Raw genomic sequence first — 19,679 nt, forward strand, 5'->3', positions numbered from 1 at the left:
ACAACCGTCGGGTCGGCGTACGAGGTGGCGTACCAGCCTCGACGCAGCAGGCGCAGGTCGCCGGAGTCGACCAGCCGCCGTACCTGCGCCTGGCTGAAGTCGCGGCGAGTCAGTTCAGCCCAGGAGAAGACGCCACGCCACTGGTCGTCGTGCTCGAGTCCGGTCACGGACCACAGCGTCTCGCGCCGATCGCTGCGTATCGGGGGTGATATCGCCGGGATGGGCGACGCTGTGGATAGGCGCCGGACTGTGGATTTTTCTGAGACGTGACGCGTGCTGCGCCGTGCAGTGTTCCGCGCTGCCAGGTCTACCGGCCCAGCACGACGCCCACCTCGTCGGCGATGGCGCGCTGGCCGTCGACGTTGGGGTGCACTGTGATCGGAGCCGACGACCCGACCTGCGGTTCTATCCAGCGCACGCCCTCGGGCCGGCAGGCGTCGTGTCCTTCGGAGACCGTCGACATGTCGACGAACGTCGCTCCGGTCTCGGTGGCTGCTCGCGCCCCAGTCTCGTTGAGCGTTGCTTGCAGGTCGCGGATGTACGCGACGTCGCCCGCGGCAATGCGCATCGTCGGATAGCAGCCTGTCGTCGGAGGCAGAATCCACGGATATCCGACGACGAGCACGCGTGCTTTCGGAGCACGGTCGGCAACGGCGTGCAGCGCCTTCACCAGCGCAGGGTAGGTGTTCGCCTCGACCCTTCGCACAAAGCTGTCGCCGTATCGGGCGCGGCAAGGCGCACCGTTCGGGTCGTCGGCGGCCACCTCACCGCAGTCGGCGATGGTGCCGGAGAAGATGTCACCGTCGTTCCCACCGATCATGAGCGTCACGATCCGCGTACCCTCCCCGAGCGCGTCGAGCTGCGGATTGACGCCAAAGTATTGTGCCGCAAAGAAATCCGACGTCGTCGCGCCCGCGCAACTGACATCGTCGAGGGCGAGTCCGCGTCGTTGGGCGAGCACGTGTGCGAAGTTCGACGACGACCGCTGGCACTGCAGCGGCGAATCCTCGACGAGCGGGCGCACTCCCGTTCCCGCGCTGTAGCTGTCGCCGAGGTTGGCGTAGGCAGCGCTGACGGTTGTTCCTGTGCTGCCGGTCGTTCCCGTCCCGGCGGACGTCCCCGCACTCGCGGTCGTCCCGGAACCTTGCGCCGGATTCGAGCCGCCGTCGGTGCATGCCGTCGCCAGCAGCAACGTCGCGAGGACGACGGGAAGCCAAGGGCGGCGGGCGCTCACGCGCTCTCGCTCAGCAGGGTCAGCAGCAGTTCGGCGCGGGTGCGAGCGTCGCCGAGGTCGACGGCGAGCATGTCCTCGACACGCTCGATACGGCCGCGCAGGGTGTGCCGATGCACGCCGAGTGCGCTCGCGGCGGCACCCCAGTTGCCATTGGCCTCGAGGTACGCGAGCAGACTTTGCTGCAGATGTCCGGCGTTCGCGGCGTCGTAGGCGACAAGCGGGGCGATGCGCTCGGCGTAGCTGTCGCGCAACACTTCTCGCACGGTGTCGCTCGCGAGTAGCGAGCGGAGGTCGTAGAGGTCGAGTAGTTGACCTGCCGCTGCCGACCGACACGAGAGGCGGGCCTGACGTACGGAGTCGGCGACGTCGTCGACCGGAACCGACGGCCCCAAGCCGCCACGCACGGCGCCCGTCGCACTGAGTATTCCGAGGAGCCCGGTGGCGAATTGGACGTGATCGTCGCCGCGGATCAGGCCGACGAGTTCGTTGTCGCACCGGTGCACGAACACCGGTCGCCACCGCCGCTCGAACTCGACGGCGAGGCGTCGAGCACCGTGCTGTGCGTCGTCGACACTCTCGAAACGGAACACCACCGCACGTACCCGACCCTCGGGATCGGCTGCCCGGAGCAGCATTTCGCGCGATCGCTCCCCGACGTGGCGGTCCATGGCGAGCGCGAGCACTTCGCCCTGGAGTTCGCCGACGTCGCGTCGAACCTCTTGCGGCTTGGCATATTCGATGACGAGCAGCGAGACGGCGTGGCCGATCAGCATGCGGCCGACGTCGTCGAGTGGACTCGACCCGATGACGCCGAGATGCCCGAAGGTCGTTGCCCCCGAACCGACTCGCGCGACGGTGAGCACCGAATCGTCGGTCACGCGGACGGCACCCGCCGATGCCGGGTCACGTACCACAATCGAGCGAAGCTGTTCGAGCTCAACGGAATTCGCCTTTCCCGGCGCCTCGGCAACCGGGGTGTGCCCGGCGTCGAACAAGATCACTCGCTGACCGACCGCATCGGCGAGCTCGCGCACGAGCCCCTTTGATCCCGATACCGTTGCCGCCCTGGTCATCCGAGGTTGCGCGCGCGTCGCTGACACCAGCCGTGCCGACCGTTGCGCGGCGATCTGATCGAGGACCGCCCGCGTGATCGCCGAGAACGGTATCGCGAGCGGAACCTCGAACAGCGGGAGACCGAACTCGTCGGCGGCCGCGAGCAGACCCGCGGGTACCTCGTCGAATCCGAGGCCGACACCGAATCCGATCGCGGCGGCACCGACGGCATCGAGGCTGCGTACGAACTCGCGCTGCGCGACGTCGTCGTCGTCGTTCAGTCGCATACCGGTGGTCAGCAGCACCTCGCCGCCCTGCAACCAGTCCGCGGTGCTCACGAGTTCAGAGCTGACCGCACAGTCGAGCTCGTGGTCGAGGCCGTCGGCCCCGGCGCGCAGCGAGAGTTCGAGTCGACGCTGGGCCATCAGCCATCGAACGGTGGTCACCCACCCACCGTAACCGCCAACTGGACATTGTGGCAGTGCAACGTCAGATCGCTGTACAACTTGTCAGGTCCGCAGGTGGGGCCCGCAGGCGAACACTGGTGTCCATGACCACAGCAACCGACATCGTCTACCGGCTGCCCCAGGAGCGGAAGCTGGTCAGCGAACTGCCCGGCCCACGCTCGAGGGAGATCGGGCAACGCCGACTGGGTGCCGTCGCCGCGGGCGTCGGCTCCAGCGTTCCCGTCTTCGCGGCCGACGCCGACGGCGGAGTGATCGTCGACGTCGACGGCAACTCGCTGATCGACCTCGGCTCCGGAATCGCCGTCACATCCGTCGGCGCGAGCAACTCCGCCGTCGCGGCGGCAGTCGCCGAGCAGGCCGCGCACTTCACGCACACCTGCTTCATGGTGACGCCGTACGAGGGCTACATTGCCGTCGCCGAGAAGCTCAACGAGATCACCCCCGGCGACTTCGAGAAGCGCACCGTGCTGTTCAATTCGGGCGCCGAGGCCGTCGAAAACGCGGTCAAGATCGCCCGGCTGTCGACGCGACGCAACGCGGTCATCGCGTTCGATCACGCCTACCACGGGCGCACCAACCTGACGATGGCGATGACGGCCAAGAGCATGCCGTACAAGCGCAACTTCGGGCCGTTCGCGCCCGAGGTGTACCGGATGCCGATGAGCTATCCGTACCGCGACGAACTCGGCAGCGACGGTGTGGCCGCGGCCAAACGCGCGATCTCGATGATCGAGAAGCAGGTCGGTGCCGAGACCACCGCCGCGATCGTCATCGAACCGATCCAGGGCGAGGGTGGATTCATCGTTCCCGCACCGGGATTCCTCTCGACGCTGGCCGAGTGGTGCACGATGCACCGCGTGCTGTTCATCGCCGACGAGGTGCAAGCCGGATTCGCCCGTACCGGAACGTGGTTCGCGTGTGAGCAGGAGGGCGTCACGCCCGACCTCATCACGATGGCCAAGGGCATTGCCGGCGGAATGCCATTGTCCGCAGTTACCGGCCGCGCCGACATCATGGACATGGTGCACGGCGGCGGACTCGGCGGCACCTACGGCGGCAATCCCGTTGCGTGCGCCGCGGCGTTGGCCGCCATCGACCAGATGGAATCGCTCGAGCTGTGTGGCCGGGCGCGACACATCGAGACAATCATCACCGAGACGCTCTCGGCCACCAAGGACGAACTCGACGGTGCAGGCCTGCCCGTGATCGGTGACATCCGCGGTCGCGGCGCGATGATGGCCGTCGAACTGGTCACGCCCGCCGAAGACGGATCCCCGACTCGTGAACCCAATCCCGACCTCACCGCCGCGGTGGCCAAGGCGGCTCTCGCACAGGGTGTCGTCGCGTTGACCTGCGGCACCTACGGCAACGTGCTACGCCTGTTGCCACCGCTGGTCATCGGCGACGACCTGCTGCGCGATGGTCTGGCGGTGCTGTGCCAGGCACTCAAGGACAACGCCTGACCTGCCGAATCGTCAATTGCTCGACCACTAAGGAGAGTCGTGTCCCCGCATCCCCTGGATCAACCACATCCCCTCGATCCGCTGACCGCCGACGAATTCCGTTCCGTCACAGCCCTACTCGGTAGCGAGCAGGGTGTCGGCGACGGCTGGCGCTATGCGTCGATCGAACTCGCGGAGCCGACGAAGACCGAACTCGCCGCATTCGACGCCGACGGCACGCTTCCGCCGCGTCGCGCGGTGGTGGTCTGTTTCAACAGTGGCGAGAACACGACCTACAAGTCGTTCGTGTCGATCTCGGGTGGCAGCGTCGACTCGTTCGAGCTGATTCCCGAGGTCCAGGCGAACTTCACGGTCGACGAGTTCGAGGAGTGCGACCGCGTCCTGCGTGCTCACCCCGACGTCCAGGCGGCGTTGGCTCGACGCGGGATCACCGATCTGGACGGCGTTTTCATGGATACGTGGACCTACGGTGGCGCGGTCATCCCCGAGGAGTACCGCGGTCGACGCCTCGGCTGGTCGGACACCTGGGTGCGCAACAGTGAGGGCTCCAACCCGTATGCGAACCCGGTGTCGGGGCTGCACTGTGTGATCGACGTGAACACGATGGAACTACTGCGCATCGAGGACACCGGCGGTTTCGACCAGCCGGAGGTGATGGGCGAGTACGTTCCTCGCCATATCCCGCAACGCATTCGGGACACTTTCAACCGGCCTGAGCTCAAGCCACTGGAGATCACCCAGCCCGACGGGCCGTCGTTCACGCTCGAAGGAAACAAGCTCACGTGGCAGAAGTGGTCGCTGCGTGTGGGTTTCAACTATCGCGAGGGCATGACCCTGCACACCGTCACCTACGACGACGGTGGACAGGTACGCAAGATCGCGCATCGTCTCTCGTTCGCGGAGATGGTCGTCCCCTATCGTGATCCGAGCGAGGATCATTACCGCCGTACGGCTTTCGATATCGGCGAGTGGGGCCTCGGCTTCATGACGACGTCGCTCGAGCTTGGTTGCGACTGTCTCGGCGAGATCCGATACCTCGACGCCACGCTGCACAACAGCGCCGGTGAGCCGTACACCATCACGAACGCGATCTGCATCCACGAGGAAGACAACGCCGTGCTGTGGAAGCACGTCGATCACGACGCAGGCGCAGAGGTGCGTCGTATGCGTCGGTTGACGGTGAGTTTCCATGTCACGGTTGCCAATTACGAGTACCTCGTCTACTGGCGCTTCTATCAGGACGGCAACATCGAATGCGAGGTACGGGCCACCGGCATCATGGTGACCACACCGATGCCGCCCGGCGTGACGTCGAATCCGCACGGCACGACGGTCGATAACCGCACGTACGCTCCGTTCCACCAGCATTTCCTCGTTGCGCGAATGGATCTCGACATCGACGGCTCCGACAACACGGTCTACGCCAGCGAGACTGTCGTCGAGCCGATGGGCCCCGACAATCCGCTCGGTCTCGGCCTGGTGCAACAGAATACGCCGCTGCTCACCGAGTCAGAGGGTATGCAGGACCCCAACTTCGCGACGCAGAAATCGTGGAAGATCGCCAATCCCAACAAGACAACGGCACTCGGCCTGAATCCCGCGTACAAGCTGGTTCCGACAGGCGCCTTCCCGGCGATGTTCGACCCGGCGTCGCCGATCTTCCAACGCGCGACCGTCATGGGACAGACCCTCTGGGTGACCCCCAATCACCCGGACGAACGTTGGCCCGCAGGCGAGTTCGTCAATCAGTCGGAACGCGACACCGGACTCGGCGTGTGGACCAAGGCCAATCGGCCGATCGAGAACACCGACGTCGTGCTGTGGTACACGTTCGGAATCCATCACATCACCCGCCCGGAGGACTGGCCGGTGATGCCGGCCGACACCGTGTCGTTCTGGCTCAAGCCATTCGGCTTTTTCGACCGCAACCCCTCTCTCGACGTCGAGGCATCGCCCCCGACTCACTGTCATCACGAAGGGAACTCGCATGACCAGCACCCAGGTGCTTGACCCACAGGCCGTGCTCGACGGAATCCCGACCGGGCTCTGGATCGATGGCAAGGAGGTCGAGGCCAAGAGCGGCAAGACATTCGACGTCATCAACCCCGCCACCGAGGATGCACTTACCACCGTTGCCGACGCCAGCGTCGACGACGCCGTACACGCACTCGACCGCGCCGTAGCCGTCGCCGACTCCTGGGCCGCAACGCCCGCCCGTGAACGCGGCGAGATCCTGCGTAGCGCTTTCGAATTGGTCGCCGACCGCGCCGATAGCCTGGCCATGCTCATGACGCTCGAGCTGGGTCGCGCACTGCCGGATAGCATTTCGGAGACCAAGTACGGCAACGAGTTCCTGCGCTGGTTCGCCGAAGAGGCCGTCCGGATTGACGGTCGCTGCACGCAGTCGCCGGCAGGCACCGGCCGAATCCTGGTGAGCCACGGACCCGTTGGGCCATCGCTCGCGATCACGCCGTGGAACTTCCCACTGGCGATGGGCACGCGCAAGATCGGTCCGGCATTGGCTGCCGGCAACGTCATGCTGGTCAAGCCAGCGCACGAGACACCGCTGACCATGCTCGCACTGGCCGAGATCTTCGCCGAAGCAGGACTGCCCGCGGGCGTGCTCTCGGTGCTGCCGACCACGGACGCGCGAGGCGTCGCGTCGGCCATCATCACCGACGATCGGATCCGCAAGATCAGCTTCACCGGTTCGACCCCGGTGGGTCGAAATCTGATGGCACAGGCCGCTGAGCGGGTGCAGCGTACGTCGATGGAGCTCGGCGGCAACGCACCATTCGTCGTATTCGACGACGCCGACGTCGACAAGGCTGTCGAGGGCGCGTTCCTCGCGAAGATGCGCAATGGCGGCGAGGCATGCACCGCCGCGAACCGCTTCCTGGTGCAGTCCGGGGTTGCCGAGGAGTTCACCGACAAGCTGATCGAGAAGATGTCGGCGGTGCGACTCGGCCCCGGCTACGAGGAGGGCGTGACGCTCGGACCGCTCGTGACCGCAGCGCAGCGCGACAAGGTCGCCGCAGCGGTGGAAAGTGCTGTCGCACACGGTGGTCGGGTTCGTCTCGGCGGCAAGGCACCCGAGGGTAAGGGGTACTTCTACCCCGCGACCGTGATCGATCAGGTCGACGCGTACGCACCGGTCACCCGCGACGAGATCTTCGGTCCCGTCGCGGTGATCAGCACCTTCGACTCCGAGGACGAGGCGATCGCCGCAGCCAACTCGACCGAGTACGGCCTGGCAGGCTACTTCTTCACCCGCGACCTCGACCGCAGCATGCGCGTCGCGTCGAAGCTCGACGTCGGGATGGTCGGCGTCAACCGTGGCGTCATCTCCGACGTTGCAGCACCTTTCGGCGGCGTGAAGCAGTCGGGCATCGGCCGCGAGGGCGGCTCCGAGGGCATCGAGGAGTACCTGACCGTCAAGTACGTCGCGCTCTGAGATCGACTGGGCGCCGGAGAGCGTCGAGTGGGCGCGCGAGCACGTCGACTGGGCGCCGGAGAGCGTCGAGTGGGCGCTCCGGCCTAGTCGAAGTACGCACCTCGCCGATGAAGCGCCTGCCTGATCGCAGCTAGGACGGCGTACGGGTTGTCGCGGAGCTTGGCCTTGTCGACGTAGATCATCAGCCATCCGTCGTCGAGCAGCCGTGCGCGGCGTTCGGCGTCGCGAACCTGTTGACCAGGCCGGGTGTGATGTTCGCCGTCGTATTCGATGCCGATCTTGAGTGCCTCGTATCCCATGTCGATGCGCGCGTAGACCTCGCCGGATCTGTCACGTACCTCGATCTGGAGGTCAGGCGCCGGTAGTCCGCCCTCGAGAATGGTCAGGAGCAGCCATGCCTCGGTGGGCGACTCGATTCGGCGGTCGATCAGGGGTATCAGTCGCCGCAGCTGAACCACGTTGCGCCTCCCCTTCTGCGTGGCCGTGTACTTTTCCAGCGCGGCGACATCGAGGTTGGTCGCGCGCGCCAGTGCGTCGAGATATCCAAGCGCGCGTGACGCGAACCGAATGCGGCCGATGTCGAATGCCGTCCTGATCACGCTCGTGACCTTGATTCCGTCAATGGTCACGATGTCTGCGGGGTCGAGGTCGAGGCGGTGAGTAACGGACCCTTTCGCAGGTCGGCCGGAGCAACTCGTGCCGCGGATCAGCTCGATGGTGAAATCCTCGTCATACCAAACACTCCCGTGCATGATCAGTGCTGCCATGCCCGCGACCACGACGTCGCCCTGAGCCTGCTGAGCGACCGCGACGATGCGCTGACGGGCCGTCATCAACGTCGACTTGAGTATGTATCCGCTGCCGCGGAGTCGACGGAACGTCGAATCGAACTCAGTAGCGCTGATACCGGTGACACTGAGCGTTGCTTTGCGCTCGACGATCTCAGGCGAATCTACTTGTGATGCATCAAAAGGAGTCATGATGCTTGGACGCAGAGACCGCGCGATTTGATCCATCGAAGTTTTGCGCATTGAGGTCGACGCCCAGCTACGCCCACTCGACGCTCCCGAACGCACAGTCGGCACTACAGGACGCCCACTCGGCAATCTCGAGCGCCCACTCGGCACGACGAAACGCCCAGTCGACACGCCCAACCGCAACGTTACATTCGTGAGAATTGTTGCTGAAGTGATCCCTGTGGCCTTTAGCGCGCACAACCTTCTCCCTACGATGGCCGCATGCGTCTACGAACAGATCTCCGACTGCGTAGCGCCGCGGTGCTGCTGGCCCTGACGACAGCTCTCGCGGGCGGCGTGGTCGCCGCGGCTCCTGCTCACGCCGACATCAACGCGGGCAGTGTCGATATCGGCAGCTCAGACTTGTTGAGCGCCAACAGCGTCTTCTTATGGCAGAGTCCGCCCACCCGCTACATCGTGGTGCTCGGCGCAAAGCAGGGAACGTTGGGGCAGCCACCCGCGGTCCTGCAGCAGCGCATGACCGTCGGCGCCCAGCTCGCGCGCACCCATCCGTTCAACCGCGTGATCGTGTCCGGCGGCGACACCTGGTGGCTACCGATCTCCGAAGCGCAGTTCATGAACATCGGCCTGATCCATCGCGGTGTCCCGATGTGGCAGATGGTGAACGAGTCGGCGTCGACCTCGACCGTCCAGAATGCCGAGTTCACTGTCCGCATGCTCAGGTCGTTGGGTGCCACGGGAGCGGTGATCGTCACCAACAACTTCCACATGCCGCGCGCCATGAAGAACTTCCGCGACGCCGCCAAAGCGCAGCACGCAAACCTGCTGTTTCAGCCCGCCTACGCAGGCTGAACCACACCGACACGACGACGCCCCGCTCGAGAGCTCGAGCGGGGCGTCGTCGTTGATTCTGTTGTAGCCGAGCGTGATTGGAGGTCAGCGCAGCAGCGCGCGGCTCATCACGACGCGCTGGATCTGGTTGGTGCCCTCGTAGATCTGCGTGATCTTGGCGTCGCGCATCATGCGCTCGACCGGGAAGTCACGTGTGTAGCCTGCGCCGCCGAACAGCTGCACGGCGTCGGTGGTGACCTGCATCGCGACGTCGGAAGCAAAGCACTTCGACGCCGAGCTGATGAAGCCGAGGTTTTTCTCACCACGCTCGGCGCGGGCGGCCGAGGTGTAGACCATGAGGCGAGCGGCCATGATGCTCATTGCCATATCGGCGATCATGAACTCGACGCCCTGGAACGTGCTGATCGGGCGGTCGAACTGGCGACGCTGCTTTGTGTATTCGATGGCCTGGTCGAGTGCACCCTGTGCGATTCCCACGGCCTGCGCGCCGATTGTCGGGCGGGTGTGGTCGAGGGTCTCGAGTGCCGTCTTGAAGCCGGTACCCGGCTCGCCGATGATGCGATCGGCGGGGATGGTGCAGTCTTCGAAATACAGCTCCGCGGTGGGCGAACCCTTGATGCCCAGCTTCTTCTCAAGCGGCCCGACCGTGAAACCCGGATCGTCCTTGTGCACCATGAATGCCGAGATTCCGTGAGCACCCATGTCGGGGTCAGTGACCGCCATGACGGTGTACCAGGTGGACTTGCCACCATTGGTGATCCAGCACTTGGTGCCGTTGATGACCCAGTTGTCGCCGTCCTTGCGCGCACGTGTCTTCATTGCCGCTGCATCAGAACCGGCCTCACGCTCCGACAGGGCGTACGACGCCATGGCTTCGCCGGAGGCAATGGAAGGCAGGACCTGCTGCTTGAGCTCTTCCGATCCGTTGAGGATCAGGCCCATCGTGCCGAGCTTGTTCACCGCCGGGATCAGCGAAGCAGAGGCGTCCACTCGGGCCACCTCTTCGATCACGATGCATGCGGCCACCGAGTCAGCGCCCTGGCCCTCGTACTGCTCAGGTACGTGAATCGCGTTGAACCCGGAGGCCGTCAGCGCCTTCAGCGCTTCTTCGGGGAATCGTGAGCGCTCATCGACGTCGGCCGCGTAGGGCTCAATCTCCTTGAGCGCGAGTGCCCGGATCGCTTCGCGCAGCGCGACATGCTCTTCTGGCAGCTGGAATAGATCGAAATCGGGGTTGGCATACCCCATGAGGGCCTCCTCATTCAGTCGACGATGACATGATTTTGGGATCATATTGCGTTCAATTGAACGCGACACTGAGTGTCATATTACTCGCCCCAGAGGCCCGTTGTCGACACTCGGTGCCATCATTCAGGCCCATTCGGTGCGATCGCCGCCGCTCCTTCGACGCGGTACATCGCCGTATCCGACGAGGTGAGCGCGGAAGCGAGCACGCCGGCGCTCGTCGACACCGACGGTTCCGGCCACTGCGTCACCATGCTCCGCACGACGCTCGCGCGCACTCCGTACCGCAGAGACGAGAGTCAGGTGGCGGACTCGGGGATCGTCGCGCCGATCTTTTCGCTGACCGCCCGTGAGATCTCCAGTGCCGACGTGCCCGCGGGAAAGGTGATCACAGCGATCTCGGGCCGCCCGGTGGCACCGAGGGCCATCCGGATGCGCGCCAAGTCGCGACGCAGTCGGCCAAGCGTCGCGTCCTCGTCGCCGCGGATCATCGAGCGCAGAAGGTAGTTGTGCGCCGACGTGATCGCCGCGGCGAACGCGACGATATCGACCGGCGACTCATCGGGCAGCCGACTACGCAGATGCTCCTCGAAAACCCGCTGGTACCGATAGGTCGTCACCAACTCACGCTCACGCAGCGTCGGCACCGTCGATACGACGTCCATGCGTCGAACAGCCAGGTCACGGGTCTTATGGAAGTGCGTGAACACAAGTTCGGCCGCTACGCACACCGCAGTCGGAGGGTCGACGTCGTCACTGTCGGCGAGTTGTGCGGCCACGTCGGTCAGCAATTCTTCGTGGTCGGCGAAGATCATGTCCTCTTTCGATCTGAACTGTCGAAAGAGGGTTCGTCGCGAGACACCGGCGGCAACAGCAATCTGATCGACCGTCGTCGACTCGTAGCCGTTCTCACTGAACAGGCGGATCGACGCCGCGACGACCTGGGTTCGGAGATCGCCCGATCCCCCCGCTATGTCACTCGGTGCCATGAACTCAGTATCGCTGGTGATCAACCTGTTGCGCCAACACGCAGCCGTGGCGGCACGTGCGAAAGGTGACTCGATCGTCGGATTCTTGACGCAGAAGTCAGTTTCCTAATTATTTTCGAATATCTATTGCGTTGCCGAAACTAAACCTGACGTCAGGTGATGCGCGTCACACCTTCGATCGGTAGCCAGCGCGACCGAGAAGCTCCCCTTCGAGCCACGCTGCGCACGACATCTCGCATATGAAAGTGACCCCCATGAGCAATCCTCAACCGAGCACTCGCGCGGCACTCCGCCAATCGGCCGCCCCCGCAACCACACCACCGAAACCCGATGCAGTCGCCGACGTCGTGGTCGTAGGCGGCGGAGGTGGCGGACTCCCCGCAGCACTGTTCAGTCGATGGCTCGGCGACGAGGTCATCCTGCTGGAGAAGGCCAATCAACTCGGCGGCACCGCACGCAAAGCCGCGTTCTGGTACTGGGTGCCCAACAATCGTCCGCTTCGGGAAGCCGGCCTGACCGACCGAGAAGAGGACTATCTGCGGTTCGTCGCCCGACTGTCTCGACCAACGATGTACGACGCCACCAAGCCGACACTCGGCGTACCACAGGAGGAGTACGACGCATATCGCGCCATCTACGAAAGTGCCTCCCCCGCAGCCGAATTGCTCAACTCACCCGGCGCACTACCCTACCGCCACGTCCCCGACGCGTACGACTACTGGTCGGAAATCGCCGAGAACAAGACCCCGCAAGGTCGAGTACTCATCCACGCCGATGCGAAAGAGTCGATGGCAGACGGAGGTGCACGCAGCATCGAGAGCATGACCGAGTCCGCAGTGCGAGACGGAGTCGACATCCGGCTCGGATTCCGAGTCCAACGCACCATCATCGAGGACGGAAGAGTTGTCGGAGTCCAGGCGACATCTGCTGCCGGCGAGACGATTTCGGTGCTGGCTCGCAAAGCCGTCATCTTCGCGACCGGCGGATTCACCCACGACGCCGAGCTACGCCGCAACTTCTTGTCGGCGCCGCTCTATCCCGGGTGCGCGGCGATCACCAACGAGGGCGATTTCGTGAGAATCGCCGCATTCGCCGGAGCGCAGACACGAAACATGAATTACGGGTGGATGTGTCCGATCTCGCTGGAACGCGCGGTGAACACCCCCTCATCGCTCATCGGAAGCTTCTGCGTCGCAGGTGATTCGACGCTGTTCGTGAACAAGTACGGCCAACGGACGATGAACGAGAAGCTGCAGTACAACGAACTCGCGCAAGAGTTCTTCACATGGGATGCGCAGCGCGCCGAATACCCGAACCTGGTCATGATTCAGATCTGGGACCAGCGCAGTCAGGACAACAGTGCCGACACAGAGTACGGCCGCCTCATTCCTCCACCCGGCGCCGACGATGCGCACGTCATTCGTGGGAATACGCTCTCCGAACTACGCGACAACATCGCAGAACGACTCGGCCGCTATCGCGACAAGACCGGCAATGCTGAACTCGCAGAGGACTTTCTGGTCAATCTTGAAAGCTCCATCGCGCGATTCAACACATTCGCACACACCGGCGTCGACGACGATTTCCATCGCGGAGAGAAGCCCGTCCAGCTCATGTTCAACGGCGCGGTCAAGGAAGAGCCGGCACGCACGAATCCGACGATGTGGCCGCTCTCCGACTCGGGGCCCTACTACGCGGCACTGCTCGTCGGCGGCACACTCGACACCAAGGGAGGTCCGAAGACGGACACCAATGGTCGTGTACTCGACGATAATTCGACGCCCATCCCGGGTTTGTACGGTGTGGGCAACTGCGTCGCCTCCGCATCCGCTCAGGCCTACTGGGCAGGCGGCGCGACACTCGACCCGATCATCGCCTTCGCCTATCGCGCCGCTCATGCAGCGCATTCCGAAGCCGCCCAACACAATCGCGACATCAACGCCGCCACCGATCACGTCGCTCACGCGTGATCACACCCTGAAAGGAAGAACCGATGACAATTTCAACCCAGACAATGACGAGAGAACAACGGAAGTCCGTCGCGATCGAGTACTTCAAGCGATTCGACAACGGCGGCGACGTACTCGGTTTGTTCGCCGACGACGCCACCGTGTACTTCCCCAAATGGGGTGTCACAGAAGGGAAAGAAGAGATCGCCCGGATGTTCGGCGACGTCGCTGGCCTCTTCGTCGAGATCCACCACTACCCCGAGTATCTCAAGTTCATCATCGAAGACGACATGGTCGTCGCAGAGGGAATCACCTCCGGAGTGACCTCCGACGGCACCGAGTGGCGCGCAGGTGTCACGCACGCGGGCCGGTGGACCGACGTGTTCGAGATCAGGGACCACCAGATCCAGCGCTGCTACATCTACCTCGACCCCGACTACGCCGGCGCCGACACCGCCCGCTACCCGTGGCTCGCAGACGCCGAAGCGATGGCGTGAACCGAGAGAAGAAGAGGAGGAGAACACGATGACTTCACTAGAGGGCAAGGTCGCGCTCATCACCGGCGCAGCGCGCGGTCAGGGCCGACAACACGCAATCACCCTCGCCGAGGCGGGCGCCGACATCGTCGCCATCGACCTGTGTGCGCAGATCCCGGCCATCCCGTATCCGATGGCGACAGCGTCGGATCTTGACGAGACGGTCGCGGCAGTCGAGGGGACCGGTCGGAAGATCGCCGCACGGGTCGGCGACGTGCGAGATCTCGAAGCGATGTCGGCGCTCGTCGACGACGCGCTGGTCCAGTTCGGCCATATCGACATCGTCTGCGCAAACGCGGGCGTGTACTCGTTCGGGCCGTTGTCGAGCCTGGAGATCGATCCGCAGCGGTGGTCCGATGTGGTCGGTACGAACCTCACCGGGGTGTTCAACACGGTCAAAGTGGCCGCGCCGTCGATGATCGAACGAGGCGAGGGCGGATCGATCGTCCTCACCAGTTCGACGGCAGGCATCAAAGGTCTCCGTTCGATGGCCGACTACACCGCGTCGAAGCACGGTGTTGTCGGGCTGATGAAGACGTTTGCCAACGAGCTTGCACCCCACAACATTCGGGTCAACTCCGTGCATCCGCCGGGAGTGCGAACCGACATGGTCGACAATCCGCAGCCCGCCGCGTGGTACGACGAAAACCCGGACATGGCCAACAATGTGAGCGGCAATCTGCTCCCGGTCGATCTCGTCGAAGCGCAGGACATCAGCAACGCGGTGCGCTTCCTGGCATCTGACGACGCGCGCTTCATCACCGGCGTGCAGCTACCCGTGGACGCAGGCTTCACCGAGAGGGCCTGACTCGGCGCGTCGACTGACTCCTCGCGCTCGGTCGGACGAACGACACCCGGGGCGACAACGGCGTCGACCCCGGGTGTTGTCGGCTACGGTTTCGACGACCATCCGCTAGTCCGAGGAGATCGCGTGACCGTTCCATCGTCGCCAGACCCCGACACACTGCCGCCCATCCCCCCGCTTCGACGCACCACCGCCACCGCCGATGGGCGTCGTACGGTGCCAGATGATCGCGGGCCCCGACATGTCGCAGCGGGCGGCGAAGTCTCTGGTGCTCGGTCTACGCCGTCAGGTTGTGGTCCAGGCGGCCATCATCGGCGGGTTCGGCGTGCTGCTCGTCGTCTTCGGTGCGGTCAGCGCGGCAAGCGGCGACTCATCGTCCTCGGTACTGATCTATGGCTGCGCGCTCCTCGTGCTCACGGCTGCACTGCCGTTCCTTGCCTACCGCCGGATCCGTGCCATGTGGGCGAGGTTCGCCCCCGCGGGAACACCGATGGCGAGCGAGTTGTCCCTTGACCGCCTCACGCTGACGGTGGGCCCGACGACGAACTCCGTGCATACGTCGGCGATCACGGGAGTCGCACACCTCGGGACGATGTTCGTGGTGAGGACACGTCAGTTCGCGACCCCTGCCATGATCTTTCCCGAAGAACTCGTGCCGCCCGCCGTCGGCGCCGACCTGCTCGCGCGCTACGCGATTTGACCAGCGGCACAGGTCATTTCGAGGACTGTTTACGCAACTCGAACTTGAGAACCTTGCCAGTCGACGTCCGCGGCAACTCGTCGGCGAAGACGATGTCGCGTGGAATCTTGTAGCCTGCCAGCAGAGTTCGCGCGTACTCGATCAACTCGTCGGAGCTCAGCGACCGCCCCTCCTTCAGGAGCACATACGCTCTGGCCCGCTCGCCCCACTTCTCGTCGGGAACGCCGACGACCGCGACGTCGAGTACTGCATCGTGGCTGACCAGAGCTTGTTCGACCTCGATTGTCGAGATGTTCTCGCCACCCGAGATGATGATGTCCTTGGCCCGATCGCGGAGCTGAATGTAGCCGTCCGGATGCATCACGCCGAGGTCGCCGGTGTGAAACCAGCCACCCTCGAACGCTTGTCGCGTCGCGTCGGGATCTTTGAAGTATCCGGCCATGATGTTGTTGCCGCGCAACACGATCTCACCGATCGTCGACCCATCCGCGGGAACGTCGACAAGTGGCACGACGCCGCGCTCGACGACTCGCGCCGGCTCCGCCTGCACCATTCCGACACCCTGCAGTGACAGCTTCGCCGCGCGGTCGGCGGGATCGAGATCGTCCCAGGACTCCTGGTACTCGCAGATCGTGTACGGCCCATAGCTTTCAGTGAGTCCATAGACGTGGACGACACTGATGTCGAGCGCGGCGAGAGCCGCGATCACCGTCGGCGACGGAGGTGCGCCCGCCGTGGTGATCCGGAGCGGTGCGTCCAGGCGGTGCGCGCGTGGCGATCCGGCGATCGTGATGAGAACCGTTGGCGCACCACACAGATTCGTGACACCGAGGTCGTCGATGGCGTCCCATACCGCGTCGGCTCGCACCAGGCGCAGACACACGTGCATCGCCGACGCCGCGGTGACCGCCCAGGGCGTGCACCATCCGTTGCAGTGAAACATCGGGAGAGTCCACAAATATCTTGTGCTACCGGTGAATTGGTTGTGGTGCATCTCGCCCAACGCGTTGAGGTAGGCGCCCCGATGCGTGTACATCACGCCCTTGGGTTTGCCCGTCGTCCCCGAGGTGTAGTTGATGCTGATGACGCGGTCCTCGTCGTCGACAGTCCACGGGAGCGGCGTCGAATCTAGTGTGTCGGCGGCCGCGAGAAAGTCAGCGTAAGAACGCAATCCGCCGATACCCGACGATTCGACGTCGGCGGGTGGTGGACCGAACTCGGGATCGGTGATCTCGACGTACGACGTCACGTCGGGCACCTCGTCGGCGATGGACGCGACGGTGTGGCGGAACTCGGCGTCGAAGAACAGGGTGGTGACGCCGGCGTGATTGAGGATGTGCACCAGTTCGGGGCCTGCCAGGCGCGAGTTGAGTGCGACAAGAACTCCGCCCGCGAGCGGCACCGCGAAGTGCGCGACGAGTAGTTCGGGCACGTTGGGTGCAAGGTAGGCGATCCGCTCGCCCGGGGAGATCGTCGACTCGAGCACCCGGGCGAGACGCTGCACCTCGTCGCCGAGTTCGGTGTAGGTCGCCGAGCGCGCACCGTAGCGGATGGCGGTGCGATCGCCGAACACCTCGACCGAGCGCTGCAAGAAGCGCAGCGGCGTCATTTCCGAGCGGTTTGCGGTCCCGCAGTCGATGCGGCCGAACTCGGCGTCGAGTTGCGCGGTGACGGCGGCATCGGTTGTCTGTGACGACACGGTGTTCTCCCAGCTTGGCATCGATGACACGCGGGTGAGCCCCGCGACGTTGACGTGCTCCTACGATATGGACCACACTCGTGCGCGCGCCACCCCCGGAAGGAGGTGGCAAGCAGCTGCGGCCAGAGCGAATCGCGCGCCACATGGGGAGCTCGTTGCGGGTATCGCCCCCGGTGTCGGATCTGATCCGTAACGTGGAGCTCATGTCGACCCCAACCGAGAGTCCCTCGACGCCAGCAACCGACGACGATCCCAGCATCGACACGGCAGGCGCCGACTCCAGCGAACTGTCTGACGCCGAACGCGACCTGCTCGTCGACAACCTGCGCTACGTCCTCGACGGGCGCTGGCGGGCCACCCGTGATGAGGTTCGACGCCGCGCCAACCGCGCCGACCTCCTGCCCGATCCGTCGCGCACTCTCGAGCAGGCGCGGGCGCGCATCCTCGACGAGATGCGCGAACTGTCCGAGGAAGGATTCGCAGCGGCCGGCTTCGGCGCCGACCACGGCGGTACGGGCGACGTCGGGGCGTCGATCACCGCGATCGAGATGCTCGGCTACGCCGATCTGTCGCTGATGGTCAAGGCGGGCGTGCAGTGGGGACTATGGGGTGGAGCCGTCGAAAACCTCGGCACCGCAAGGCATCACGAGAAGTACGTTGCCGACACCATCAGCCTCGACCTCCTCGGCTGCTTCGCCATGACCGAGACCGGGCACGGCTCCAACGTGCAGGAACTCGAGACCACCGCCACCTACGACGCGACCACCAAGGAATTCGTGATCCACTCGCCGACGCCGTCGGCCCGTAAGGACTACATCGGCGGCGCCGCCGAGCACGCCCGCATGGCATCGGTCTTCGCGCAGTTGATCACCGCAGGTCCCGGCCAGGAGCCGGAAAGCTATGGCGTGCACTGCTTTGTGGTGCCGATTCGCGACGCGGACGGCAACGACCTGCCGGGTGTGACCACGAGCGACTGCGGCTACAAGGGCGGTCTGCCCGGCGTCGACAACGGACGCATCATGTTCGACGAGGTGCGCATCCCGAAGGACAACCTCCTCAACCGGTACGCCGACGTCGAGGACGACGGCACGTACTCGTCGCCGATCGACAACCCCAACAGACGCTTCTTCACCATGCTCGGCACGCTGATCCGCGGTCGGATCACGGTTGCGGCCACCGCGGGAGCCGCGTCGCGTAAGGCGTTGGCCATCGCAACGCGATATGGCTTGGTGCGCAGGCAATTCGACGCTCCGGGCGATGAGGAAGAGATCGTCATCCTCGACTACCTCGGCCATCAGCGAAAGCTGCTACCGCTGATCGCGAAGTCGTATGCCATCGCGTTCGCACAGAACGAGCTCACCGAAGAACTGCACGAGGTGCAGTCCGACACCCCGACCGAATCACCCGATGGGTCATCCGATGATTCCAAGGCGGGTCGCCAGCGCGAACTCGAAGCGAACGCCGCAGGACTCAAGGCGTACGCGACATGGCACGCGTCCCACGCGATCAATGTTGCTCGCGAAGCATGCGGCGGCGCAGGCTATCTCGACGAAAATCAGATCTCGATCATCCGCGGCGACATCGACGTCTTCACCACGTTCGAAGGCGACAACACCGTGCTCACCCAGCTCATCGCCAAGGAAGTGCTTTCGGCGTACGCCGACGACGTCCAGGGCCTCTCTGCTGGCGGTTGGGTGCGGTTCATCGCGTCGATGGCACGCGACGTCGTCGTCGAGAAGACCGCTGCGCGACAGGTTGTTCAGACACTCTTGGAGAGTTCGGACGAGGACACCGAGAAGTCCGCGCTGACCGACCGCGGTACTCAGCTACGACTGTTCCGCAACCGCGAGGACCATCTGGTGCGCACCTGCGCTCAGCGTCTGCGTCGAGAAACCAACGACGACAACGATGCGTTCGAGGTGTTCAACAACGCGCAGGACCACCTGCTCAAGGTCGGCCAGGCTCGCACCGAGCGAATCGTGTTGGAAGCCTTCGTCCAAGCCATCAACGACTGCGATTCGCGCGCCGCAGCGGAGGTACTCGGCAAGGTGTGCGACCTGTTCGTCTACTCCGCGCTCGAGGCCGACCTCGGCTGGTTCATGATGCACCGCCACATCTCCGTCGAGCGCGCCAAGGCGATTCGACGCGGCGTCAACGAACTCTGCCAAGACCTACGCCCTTACGCGGCGACGCTTGTCGACGCATTCGGCATCCCGGAGGAGCTCATGGGCGCGCCGATGATCGAGAACCACTGAG

The 19,679-nt window shown here is 64.5% G+C and carries 16 protein-coding genes; 9 read left to right on the forward strand and 7 right to left on the reverse strand.

Annotation, left to right across the window (positions count from 1 at the left end):
- Positions 1 to 307: 307 nt before the first annotated feature.
- Both GOSPT_RS07195 and GOSPT_RS07200 read right to left on the reverse strand, forming a co-directional pair.
- Positions 308 to 1,234 carry an SGNH/GDSL hydrolase family protein gene (locus tag GOSPT_RS07195; protein WP_005204624.1) on the reverse strand — a complete coding sequence of 309 codons (927 nt, stop codon included), beginning with the start codon at positions 1,232 to 1,234 and terminating at the stop codon, positions 308 to 310.
- Positions 1,231 to 2,733, reverse strand: a complete 1,503-nt coding sequence (locus GOSPT_RS07200) for a PucR family transcriptional regulator (protein WP_005204626.1) — start codon at positions 2,731 to 2,733, stop codon at positions 1,231 to 1,233. The genes GOSPT_RS07195 and GOSPT_RS07200 overlap by 4 nt, the downstream gene beginning before the upstream one ends.
- A 104-nt stretch (positions 2,734 to 2,837) precedes the next feature.
- Here GOSPT_RS07200 and gabT point away from each other — a divergent pair, with 104 nt between their 5' ends.
- From gabT to GOSPT_RS07215, 3 genes are read left to right on the forward strand one after another with little or no spacing between them, the layout of a single operon-like run.
- Positions 2,838 to 4,217 carry a 4-aminobutyrate--2-oxoglutarate transaminase gene (gene gabT, locus GOSPT_RS07205; RefSeq protein WP_005204627.1) on the forward strand — a complete coding sequence of 460 codons (1,380 nt, stop codon included), beginning with the start codon at positions 2,838 to 2,840 and terminating at the stop codon, positions 4,215 to 4,217.
- Between the two features lie 39 nt (positions 4,218 to 4,256).
- Complete coding sequence (locus tag GOSPT_RS07210) at positions 4,257 to 6,227, forward strand: primary-amine oxidase (RefSeq protein WP_005204628.1); 1,971 nt, start codon at positions 4,257 to 4,259, stop codon at positions 6,225 to 6,227.
- Positions 6,205 to 7,671, forward strand: coding sequence for an NAD-dependent succinate-semialdehyde dehydrogenase (locus GOSPT_RS07215; RefSeq protein ID WP_005204629.1), 1,467 nt, complete (start codon positions 6,205 to 6,207; stop codon positions 7,669 to 7,671). Before GOSPT_RS07210 ends, GOSPT_RS07215 begins: the two co-directional genes overlap by 23 nt.
- A gap of 83 nt (positions 7,672 to 7,754) precedes the next feature.
- Here the strand turns inward: GOSPT_RS07215 and GOSPT_RS07220 are convergent, their stop codons facing one another.
- Positions 7,755 to 8,651: an endonuclease domain-containing protein gene (locus GOSPT_RS07220; RefSeq protein ID WP_005204630.1), complete on the reverse strand. Its 897-nt coding sequence runs from the start codon at positions 8,649 to 8,651 to the stop codon at positions 7,755 to 7,757.
- A 258-nt stretch (positions 8,652 to 8,909) separates the two neighbouring features.
- Between GOSPT_RS07220 and GOSPT_RS07225 the strand changes: the two genes are divergently transcribed.
- Entirely contained in the window at positions 8,910 to 9,500 is a 591-nt protein-coding gene (locus GOSPT_RS07225; protein WP_005204632.1) for a YdcF family protein, read from the forward strand.
- An 84-nt stretch (positions 9,501 to 9,584) separates the two neighbouring features.
- On the opposite strand, the gene GOSPT_RS07230 is transcribed toward GOSPT_RS07225, so the two are convergent.
- The 3 genes from GOSPT_RS07230 to GOSPT_RS07235 all read right to left on the reverse strand — a co-directional run bounded on the left by GOSPT_RS07230 (position 9,585) and on the right by GOSPT_RS07235 (position 11,734).
- Positions 9,585 to 10,748, reverse strand: a complete 1,164-nt coding sequence (locus GOSPT_RS07230; protein ID WP_005204633.1) for an acyl-CoA dehydrogenase — start codon at positions 10,746 to 10,748, stop codon at positions 9,585 to 9,587.
- A gap of 119 nt (positions 10,749 to 10,867) precedes the next feature.
- A complete protein-coding gene (locus GOSPT_RS23840) occupies positions 10,868 to 11,008 on the reverse strand; it encodes a hypothetical protein (RefSeq protein ID WP_168431215.1) in 141 nt (46 codons plus the stop codon).
- A 36-nt stretch (positions 11,009 to 11,044) separates the two neighbouring features.
- Positions 11,045 to 11,734 (reverse strand): TetR/AcrR family transcriptional regulator, encoded by a 690-nt coding sequence (locus GOSPT_RS07235; protein ID WP_039855107.1) that lies wholly within the window; start codon positions 11,732 to 11,734, stop codon positions 11,045 to 11,047.
- A gap of 254 nt (positions 11,735 to 11,988) precedes the next feature.
- Between GOSPT_RS07235 and GOSPT_RS07240 the strand changes: the two genes are divergently transcribed.
- The 4 genes from GOSPT_RS07240 (at position 11,989) to GOSPT_RS07255 (ending at position 15,724) form a co-directional block, all read left to right on the forward strand.
- A complete protein-coding gene (locus GOSPT_RS07240) occupies positions 11,989 to 13,704 on the forward strand; it encodes an FAD-dependent oxidoreductase (protein WP_005204635.1) in 1,716 nt (571 codons plus the stop codon).
- A 23-nt stretch (positions 13,705 to 13,727) separates the two neighbouring features.
- Positions 13,728 to 14,180, forward strand: coding sequence for a nuclear transport factor 2 family protein (locus GOSPT_RS07245; RefSeq protein ID WP_005204636.1), 453 nt, complete (start codon positions 13,728 to 13,730; stop codon positions 14,178 to 14,180).
- Between the two features lie 28 nt (positions 14,181 to 14,208).
- A complete protein-coding gene (locus tag GOSPT_RS07250) occupies positions 14,209 to 15,027 on the forward strand; it encodes a mycofactocin-coupled SDR family oxidoreductase (RefSeq protein WP_005204637.1) in 819 nt (272 codons plus the stop codon).
- A 220-nt stretch (positions 15,028 to 15,247) separates the two neighbouring features.
- A complete protein-coding gene (locus GOSPT_RS07255) occupies positions 15,248 to 15,724 on the forward strand; it encodes a hypothetical protein (RefSeq protein ID WP_005204638.1) in 477 nt (158 codons plus the stop codon).
- A gap of 13 nt (positions 15,725 to 15,737) precedes the next feature.
- On the opposite strand, the gene GOSPT_RS07260 is transcribed toward GOSPT_RS07255, so the two are convergent.
- Entirely contained in the window at positions 15,738 to 17,423 is a 1,686-nt protein-coding gene (locus GOSPT_RS07260; RefSeq protein WP_005204639.1) for an AMP-binding protein, read from the reverse strand.
- Positions 17,424 to 17,626: 203 nt separating this feature from the next.
- On the opposite strand from GOSPT_RS07260, the gene GOSPT_RS07265 reads away from it, so the two are divergent.
- Positions 17,627 to 19,678 (forward strand): acyl-CoA dehydrogenase family protein, encoded by a 2,052-nt coding sequence (locus GOSPT_RS07265; protein ID WP_039855121.1) that lies wholly within the window; start codon positions 17,627 to 17,629, stop codon positions 19,676 to 19,678.
- The last annotated feature ends 1 nt before the right edge of the window (position 19,679 follow it).

Source organism: Gordonia sputi NBRC 100414, assembly GCF_000248055.1.
GTDB classification, from domain to species: Bacteria; Actinomycetota; Actinomycetes; order Mycobacteriales; family Mycobacteriaceae; genus Gordonia; species Gordonia sputi.

Coding starts and splice junctions, on each gene's coding strand:
- GOSPT_RS07220 (WP_005204630.1), bottom strand. CDS start 8,651: ATGACTCCTTTTGATGCATCACAAGTAGATTCGCCTGAGATCGTCGAG.
- GOSPT_RS07255 (WP_005204638.1), top strand. CDS start 15,248: ATGATCGCGGGCCCCGACATGTCGCAGCGGGCGGCGAAGTCTCTGGTG.
- GOSPT_RS07245 (WP_005204636.1), top strand. CDS start 13,728: ATGACAATTTCAACCCAGACAATGACGAGAGAACAACGGAAGTCCGTC.
- GOSPT_RS07265 (WP_039855121.1), top strand. CDS start 17,627: ATGTCGACCCCAACCGAGAGTCCCTCGACGCCAGCAACCGACGACGAT.
- gabT (WP_005204627.1), top strand. CDS start 2,838: ATGACCACAGCAACCGACATCGTCTACCGGCTGCCCCAGGAGCGGAAG.
- GOSPT_RS07215 (WP_005204629.1), top strand. CDS start 6,205: ATGACCAGCACCCAGGTGCTTGACCCACAGGCCGTGCTCGACGGAATC.
- GOSPT_RS07235 (WP_039855107.1), bottom strand. CDS start 11,734: ATGGCACCGAGTGACATAGCGGGGGGATCGGGCGATCTCCGAACCCAG.
- GOSPT_RS07240 (WP_005204635.1), top strand. CDS start 11,989: ATGAGCAATCCTCAACCGAGCACTCGCGCGGCACTCCGCCAATCGGCC.
- GOSPT_RS07250 (WP_005204637.1), top strand. CDS start 14,209: ATGACTTCACTAGAGGGCAAGGTCGCGCTCATCACCGGCGCAGCGCGC.
- GOSPT_RS07230 (WP_005204633.1), bottom strand. CDS start 10,748: ATGGGGTATGCCAACCCCGATTTCGATCTATTCCAGCTGCCAGAAGAG.
- GOSPT_RS07225 (WP_005204632.1), top strand. CDS start 8,910: ATGCGTCTACGAACAGATCTCCGACTGCGTAGCGCCGCGGTGCTGCTG.